This is a genomic window from Archangium sp., from assembly GCF_036388035.1.
Taxonomy (GTDB): domain Bacteria; phylum Myxococcota; class Myxococcia; order Myxococcales; family Myxococcaceae; genus Archangium.
The window spans coordinates 1-6,272 of sequence record NZ_DASVSO010000094.1 but is presented as its reverse complement, the minus strand read 5'-3'; the positions used below and the strand labels follow the sequence as shown (position 1 = coordinate 6,272).

The 6,272-nt window shown below is 69.1% G+C and carries 3 protein-coding genes; 1 reads left to right on the top strand and 2 read right to left on the bottom strand.

Translation table 11 applies throughout. The annotated features are described in order from the left end of the window. Positions 1-39 precede the first annotated feature (39 nt). Complete coding sequence (locus VF697_RS04215) at positions 40-2,349, bottom strand: vanadium-dependent haloperoxidase (RefSeq protein ID WP_331092182.1); 2,310 nt, start codon at positions 2,347-2,349, stop codon at positions 40-42. Positions 2,350-2,612: 263 nt separating this feature from the next. Here VF697_RS04215 and VF697_RS04210 point away from each other — a divergent pair, with 263 nt between their 5' ends. Further along, positions 2,613-5,912, top strand: a complete 3,300-nt coding sequence (locus VF697_RS04210; RefSeq protein ID WP_331092181.1) for an RCC1 repeat-containing protein — start codon at positions 2,613-2,615, stop codon at positions 5,910-5,912. An 84-nt stretch (positions 5,913-5,996) separates the two neighbouring features. Here VF697_RS04210 and VF697_RS04205 read toward each other — a convergent pair. Beyond that, positions 5,997-6,272: ricin-type beta-trefoil lectin domain protein (locus tag VF697_RS04205; protein ID WP_331092180.1), on the bottom strand; the 276-nt coding region annotated here is incomplete at its 5' end.

Sequence of the window (6,272 nt, the reverse complement as noted above, 5' to 3'; positions counted from 1 at the left end):
TGGACTGAGGCTCAGGGACGCACGAGGAGCCGCACGGCCTCAGGAGATGAGCGGCTCCACGATTCCGCGGTGGATGCGGATGGTGACGCCGTCGAACCGCGTGAGCTGGAAGAAGGCGTCGTCCTCGTTGAAGGTGAGGCTCATCTCCTGCAGCAGCCCGATGGCCACCGCCTCGCCCAGGGGCAGGGACTCGGTGTAGTCGCTGCGCCAGTGCACGCCCGCGGCGTCACGGAAGAGGGAGATGTTGCCGGCCAGCTTGTTCAGCTCACCGCCCACCGTCAGCTGCGCCGCATCCGCGCCCGTGTAGCTCACCAGCGACGTGCCGTCCGCGTTGGCCACCACCGGGCTCTCGACGAGCGCGCGCTCGTCGAAGAAGGCCTTGAGGATGGTGGCGCAGGCGCCGGAGATGGTGGCGTGCCCCGCGCCATAGGCGGGATGCGTGGGGCAGCCCTCCGGGTACGCCTGCGGCAGCAGGTACGAGCCGTAGCGCTCCGGGAAGTACGGGGCCAGCCCACCGGTGGACAGCGAGGTGAGGATGGAGGCGTGGAGCGGGTAGGTGCGCCGGTTGTTGAACTGGTTGTCGATGCGGCCGCCGTACTCCTCGGGACGCAGCCGCCGGTGCACGCCCCACTTCTGCCACCACACCGCCCGCCCCGCGCGTCCGGCCACCTCGATGAGCACTTGCAGCAGGTGCACGGGCCCGAAGGTGGCGAAGCCCACCTGGGTGCGCGAGTCCCCCGTGGTGCCCGGCGGGTCATACGGATTGCCCGCGTTGGAGGGGAACTCGAAGTCCACCTGCGGCCGGCCCGTGCCCGCCGCGTTGCCCATGTTCTGGTTCCCGCGCGGCTCGGACATCAGGTAGAAGGCCGCGCTCCACCACGCGTTCACCACCTGGTCGAAGTGGACGTAGTTGGCCCCGTCCCGCAGGTTGCGGATGAAGCGGCGGCGCGTCAGGTCGAACTGGTCCTTGCCCCGATCGTCCCGGCCGTTCTGCACCGGCAGCCAGTCCTCGGTGAAGCGGGTGAGGTAGTCGGCGGCCGGCCCCAACTCCGGGAAGCCCTTCACCGTCAACTGCCGCTGATCGATGACCTGCGAGCCGAACGTGACGTAGCCTTCGGCGGCATCACGCCCCTGCCCATCCGGCTTGCGCGGGTCCACGTTGCCCTTGAGCAGGAATTGCGACACGTACGGGCCCACCTGCTCGCCGGGGTAGATGCCCCGGAAGAGGTTCTGCACCGTGACGGGCACGGTGCCTCCGAAGGTGGGGAACTCGGTGTTCAGCGAGCTGATGGCCTGGGCGAGGACGCTGGTGGGGGTGCCGGCCTCGGTGGCGTAGTTGATGAAGGGCACGTCGCGCGCCAGCGCCATCCAGTACAACTCGCCCATCTCCGCCGCCGTCTGAGCGCTGTCGAAGCGCGGCGCGGGGGACTGCGTCAACGCCTGCGCGTCCGGGGCCTCCAGGTCGAAGGCGAGCCCCGCCTGCGGATTGGTGAGCTTCTTGGCCCCCGCGGGCTGGAGGATCTCCTCGAAGTCCCCGGGGTCGCGGCTCTCCAGTGCGCGCAGCAGCGAGCCGTAGGAGACGGGATCCGGGTCACCATACGCATCGTGCTTCAGGGCCTTGGAGTAGTTGCCGATGAAGGACTGGGCCGGGTAGTTCACCTCGTCGTTGTTGTTGGCGTGCTCGGGGTGGGCCCGCTGGGCGGCGAGCTCCGCGGCCTGCTCGCGCACCCGCTGCGCCGACAGCCGCCGCTCCTCCACGCGCCGCGACAGCCCCGCCGAGGGGGTGTTGAACGAGTCGAAGATGGCCACGCCCGGAGAGGGGGTGGGGTTGTCCGTATACGCGCGCAGCTCGAAGGTCACCGCGCTGAGGTCCACCGGGTTGCTCATGCTGAACAGCGTGGCCCACTGCTGGCCATCCCCCGACACCTCCCAGTAGGTGATGCCCGAGGACTCCCGCAGCTGCCACCAGCGGTGGTGCACCTCGGAGTAGGCAACGCGCGCGAGGGTAATGGAGCCACTGGCGTTGGTGTACCTGCAGTGGAGGTGCCCGTCCGTCCTGACGATGCGCACGCTGGCGGTGCTGCTGCCCGCGATCAGGTAGGTGTACAACGCGGTCGGCATGCGCAACGCCGGGGGGACCTCGACCTTCACCGCGGAGCTGGTCAGGTCGTAGGAGGAGACCGACTTGTAGCTGATGTACCCGTCGTTCTTGTTGGGCGGTGGCCTGAGCTCGAGTCGCTGGTTGATCTCCCGTGCGTCGCCGCCATCGCCATTCACCTCGACAGTCCACTTGGAGGTGTCCGTCGTGTTGTCGTTGAAGTTGTCGCTGAACGTGTGCGCCTTGGCCATGCGTGCTCCCATTCCACGGGTGTTGGGCAAACGACACAGATGGTACGGATTGCGACCCCGCTGCCCGGAAGGACCCGGCAGCGTGTTCATCACGTGTACAGGCCACGTCTGACATTGACCGGGCAGTTCCCCGGCCCGCGAGGGTGCTTGACGGGCCCCGGCGGTGTCACCAGCGTGACGGGGCAAGGTCCGAAGGGGTGGCGTGGGCGTCTGTGTCTTGTTGTCGCCAATCCATTCTCTTCCAACACGGGATTGGTGTTGAAATGAGACAAAGACTGGCAGTGCCGTTAGGGATTGTCTGGGGAGTCCTGGGACTCCTGCTGGCGCCTGCGTGGGCGTACGAGGAGGCGGGCGCAACGGCCGCCCGGCCCGAGTCCGTCCTGGCGCTCGTCCCGCCTGCTCGAATCGCGGCGGGCGCGTGGCACTCCCTCCAGCTCGCGCCGGATGGCACGGTGTGGGCCTGGGGCGACAACTCCCAGGGGCAGCTCGGTGAGGGCACCACCACCCAGCGCCTCATGACGACCCAGGTGGTCGGTCTCACGGGGGTGGTGGCCCTCGCGGCGGGAGATCATTCCTCCCTGGCACTGCACTCGGACGGCACCGTCCGGGCCTGGGGCGAGAACGAGCAGGGCCAGCTCGGTGACGGCACCACCACCCGGCGCCTCACCCCCACACAGGTGACGGGCCTCACGGGTGTCTCGGCGCTCGCGGCGGGAGACGCCTACTCCCTGGCGCTGCGCTCGGACGGCACCGTGTGGGCCTGGGGCGACAACGACCGGGGACAGCTCGGGGATGGGAGCCTCACCGACCGCCCCTCTCCGGCGCCGGTGCCCGGCCTCACGCAGGTGCTGGCGGTTGCGGCGGGAAGCTTCCATGTGCTGGCCGTCCGCTCGGATGGCACCGTCTGGACCTGGGGTGACAACACCTTCGGCCAGCTCGGCCACGACACGGCGTCCTTCTCCACCACGCCGGTGCGGGTGCCCGGCCTCTCGGGCGTGGTGGCCGTTGCCGCGGGAGACACCCACTCGCTGGCCCTGCGCTCGGATGGCACGGTCTGGGCCTGGGGAGGCAATGGCAATGGGCAGCTCGGCACTGGGACGACCGATGCTTCTCCCATTCCGGTACAGGTGTCGGGCCTCACGGGAGTCACGGCGCTCGCGGCGGGAGATACCCACTCGCTGGCCCTGCGCTCGGATGGCACCGTGTGGGCCTGGGGTGGAAACTTCACTGGTCAGCTCGGGGACGGGACCACCACGCAGCGCCTCGTGCCCGTCCAGGTTCCAGCCCTCGCGAGCGTCACGGCGCTCGCGGCGGGCCGTCATCACACGTTGGCACTCCACTCGGACGGAACCCCGCGGAACTGGGGGAACAACTTCCGGGGGCAGCTCGGCGACGGCACCACTACGCGGCGGCTCGTGCCCGTCCAGGTGCTGGGGTTCTTCAAACGCTCGAGCCTGTCGACGGGCTTCGATCACTCACTCATGCTGCGCCCGGACGGCACCGTGCGATCCTGGGGCGACAACTCCCAGGGGCAGATTGGCGATGGCACCATCACCACGCGCTCGACTCCCACCCAGGTGCCTGCCCTCACGGGAATGGTGATGGTGGAGGTAAGTGCGGGGCGCCTGAACTCCCTGGCACTGCGCTCGGATGGAACCGTGTGGGGCTGGGGCTGGAACGAGCGCGGACAACTGGGTGATGGGACCAACCGGGATCGTGCATCTCCCATCCAGATCCTCGGTGTCTCGGGTGTCACGACGTTGTCGGCGGGAGATATCCACTCGCTGGCCGTGCGCTCGGATGGCACGGTCTGGGCCTGGGGCGACAATCAAGACGGGCGACTCGGTGATGGTTCCACCGTGCGGCGCTACGCTCCCGTCCAGGTCACGAACCTGACAGGCGTGCTGGACGTCGCGGCGGGAGGCGTTCACTCGCTGGCGCTGCGCCCCGACGGCACCGTGTGGGCCTGGGGCGGTAATCCGAATGGGCAGCTCGGCGATGGCACCAGCACCCAGCGCCTCGCTCCGGTCCAGGTCACGGGCGTGACGAGCGTGGTGGCGATGGCGGCGGGACTCTACCACTCGCTGGCGTTGCGCTCGGATGGCACCGTGTGGGCCTGGGGTCATAACGGCGCCGGCCAGCTCGGTGATGGCACGACCACCCACCGCTCCTTGCCCATCCAGGTGCCCGGCCTCTCGGGCGTGGTGGCCATCGCCGCGGGCAGCTATCACTCGCTGGCACTGCGCTCGGATGGCACCGTGTGGGCCTGGGGTTTCAACGTCAGCGGCCAGCTCGGCACGGGCACCTACGTCGAGCACCACGCTCCCGTCCAGGTGCCTGGCCTGTCGGGCGTGGTGGCCATTGGAGCGGATGACAACTCCTATCACTCGCTGGCGTTGCGCTCGGATGGCACCGTGTGGGGGTGGGGTGACAACTCCTTCGGCCAGCTCGGCAGGGGCTTCACCGGACAGGAACCGACTCCCCTGTCGCTGGACCTGACGGGAGCTGTCGCCGTGGCGACGGGCGAGCGACACGCGCTGGCGTTGCGCTCGGATGGCACCGTGTGGGTCTGGGGCGAGAACACCTCCGGTCAGCTCGGCGATGGCACCAACACGCGGAGCCTCGCTCCAAGACAGGTTCCCAGCCTGTCAGGCGTGATGACCATCGCCGCGGGACAGCTCCATTCGCTCGCGGTGCGCTCGGATGGCGCCGTCTGGACCTGGGGAAGCAATGGGCACGGCCAGCTCGGAGATGGCTCCCGAGGAGGCACGCGTCCGACTCCAGTGCTCGTCCCCGGTCTCTCAAACATCACGGCTGTCGCGGCGGGGGAGCTGCATTCGCTGGCGCTGCGCTCGGATGGCACCGTCTGGGCCTGGGGGAACAATTGGCAGGGCCAACTCGGTGATGGTGGCACCACCCCGTGGCGCCTCACTCCCTTCCAGGTCCCCGGCCTGTCGGGCGTGGTGGCCATCGCGGCGGGAGCCAACCACTCGTTGGCGCTGCGCTCGGATGGTTCCGTGTGGGCCTGGGGCGATAACCCGTGGGGCCAGCTGGGTGATGGGAGCACGACGGACCGCTTCACGCCCGTCCAGGTGATTGCTCCCTCCTGGGGAATCAAGGCCGTGACCTCGAGCGACCACCATTGCCTGGCGGTTCGCTCGGATGGCAGCGTGTGGGCTTGGGGTCGCAATGACTCTGGCCAGCTCGGCGATGGCACCAGAACCACGCGCCTGTCCCCAGTAGCGGTCTCCGGGCTCACGGGCGTCACGGCCCTCGCGGCGGGCGAGGACCACTCGCTGGCGCTGCGTCAGGATGGCACCGTGTCTGCCTGGGGGAGCAATGGCTCCGGCCAGCTCGGGGATGGCACCTTCGCCTCGCACCTCCTTCCGAGTCCCGTGACTCTTCCGGGAGGTGTCGCGCGGGTGGCCGCGGCCGGTGCTCACTCCCTCGTCATCAGAGGGGCGGAGGGCCGTGTCAGCGCGTGGGGAAACAACTTCTATGGGCAGCTGGGAAATGGCCGGGCCGGCTATTACCTCACGCCGGGTCAGGTGTTGTTTCCCTGAAGGGGGCGGGTCGCGGCGAACTGGGCCACAAACGACAACCGGGCGTGACCGAGAGGGTCACGCCCGGAGGGTGAGACGGGTGCGTTAGCGGAGGAACCACTTCTGGTTCGCGGAGCCGCCGCACTCCCAGGTCTGCAGGCGGGCGCCGCTGGCCGAGTTCCAGTCCTTGATGTCCACGCACTTGTTGGCCTGCGGGTTGACGAGGTCACCCGCGGCGCTCAGCACGAACTTCTGGGCCGGGTTGCCGTTGCAGGCGACGAGCTGGATGGCCGCGCCGTTGGCGGTGGAGCCCCAGGCCACGTCCATGCACTTGCCGAGCGCCCGGACGGTGCCGTCGCCGTGGAAGGTCCAGCTCTGGGC

Bases quoted from the DNA above. Each gene is read 5' to 3' on its own strand.
- VF697_RS04215 (WP_331092182.1), bottom strand. From the start codon at position 2,349: ATGGCCAAGGCGCACACGTTCAGCGACAACTTCAACGACAACACGACG.
- VF697_RS04210 (WP_331092181.1), top strand. From the start codon at position 2,613: ATGAGACAAAGACTGGCAGTGCCGTTAGGGATTGTCTGGGGAGTCCTG.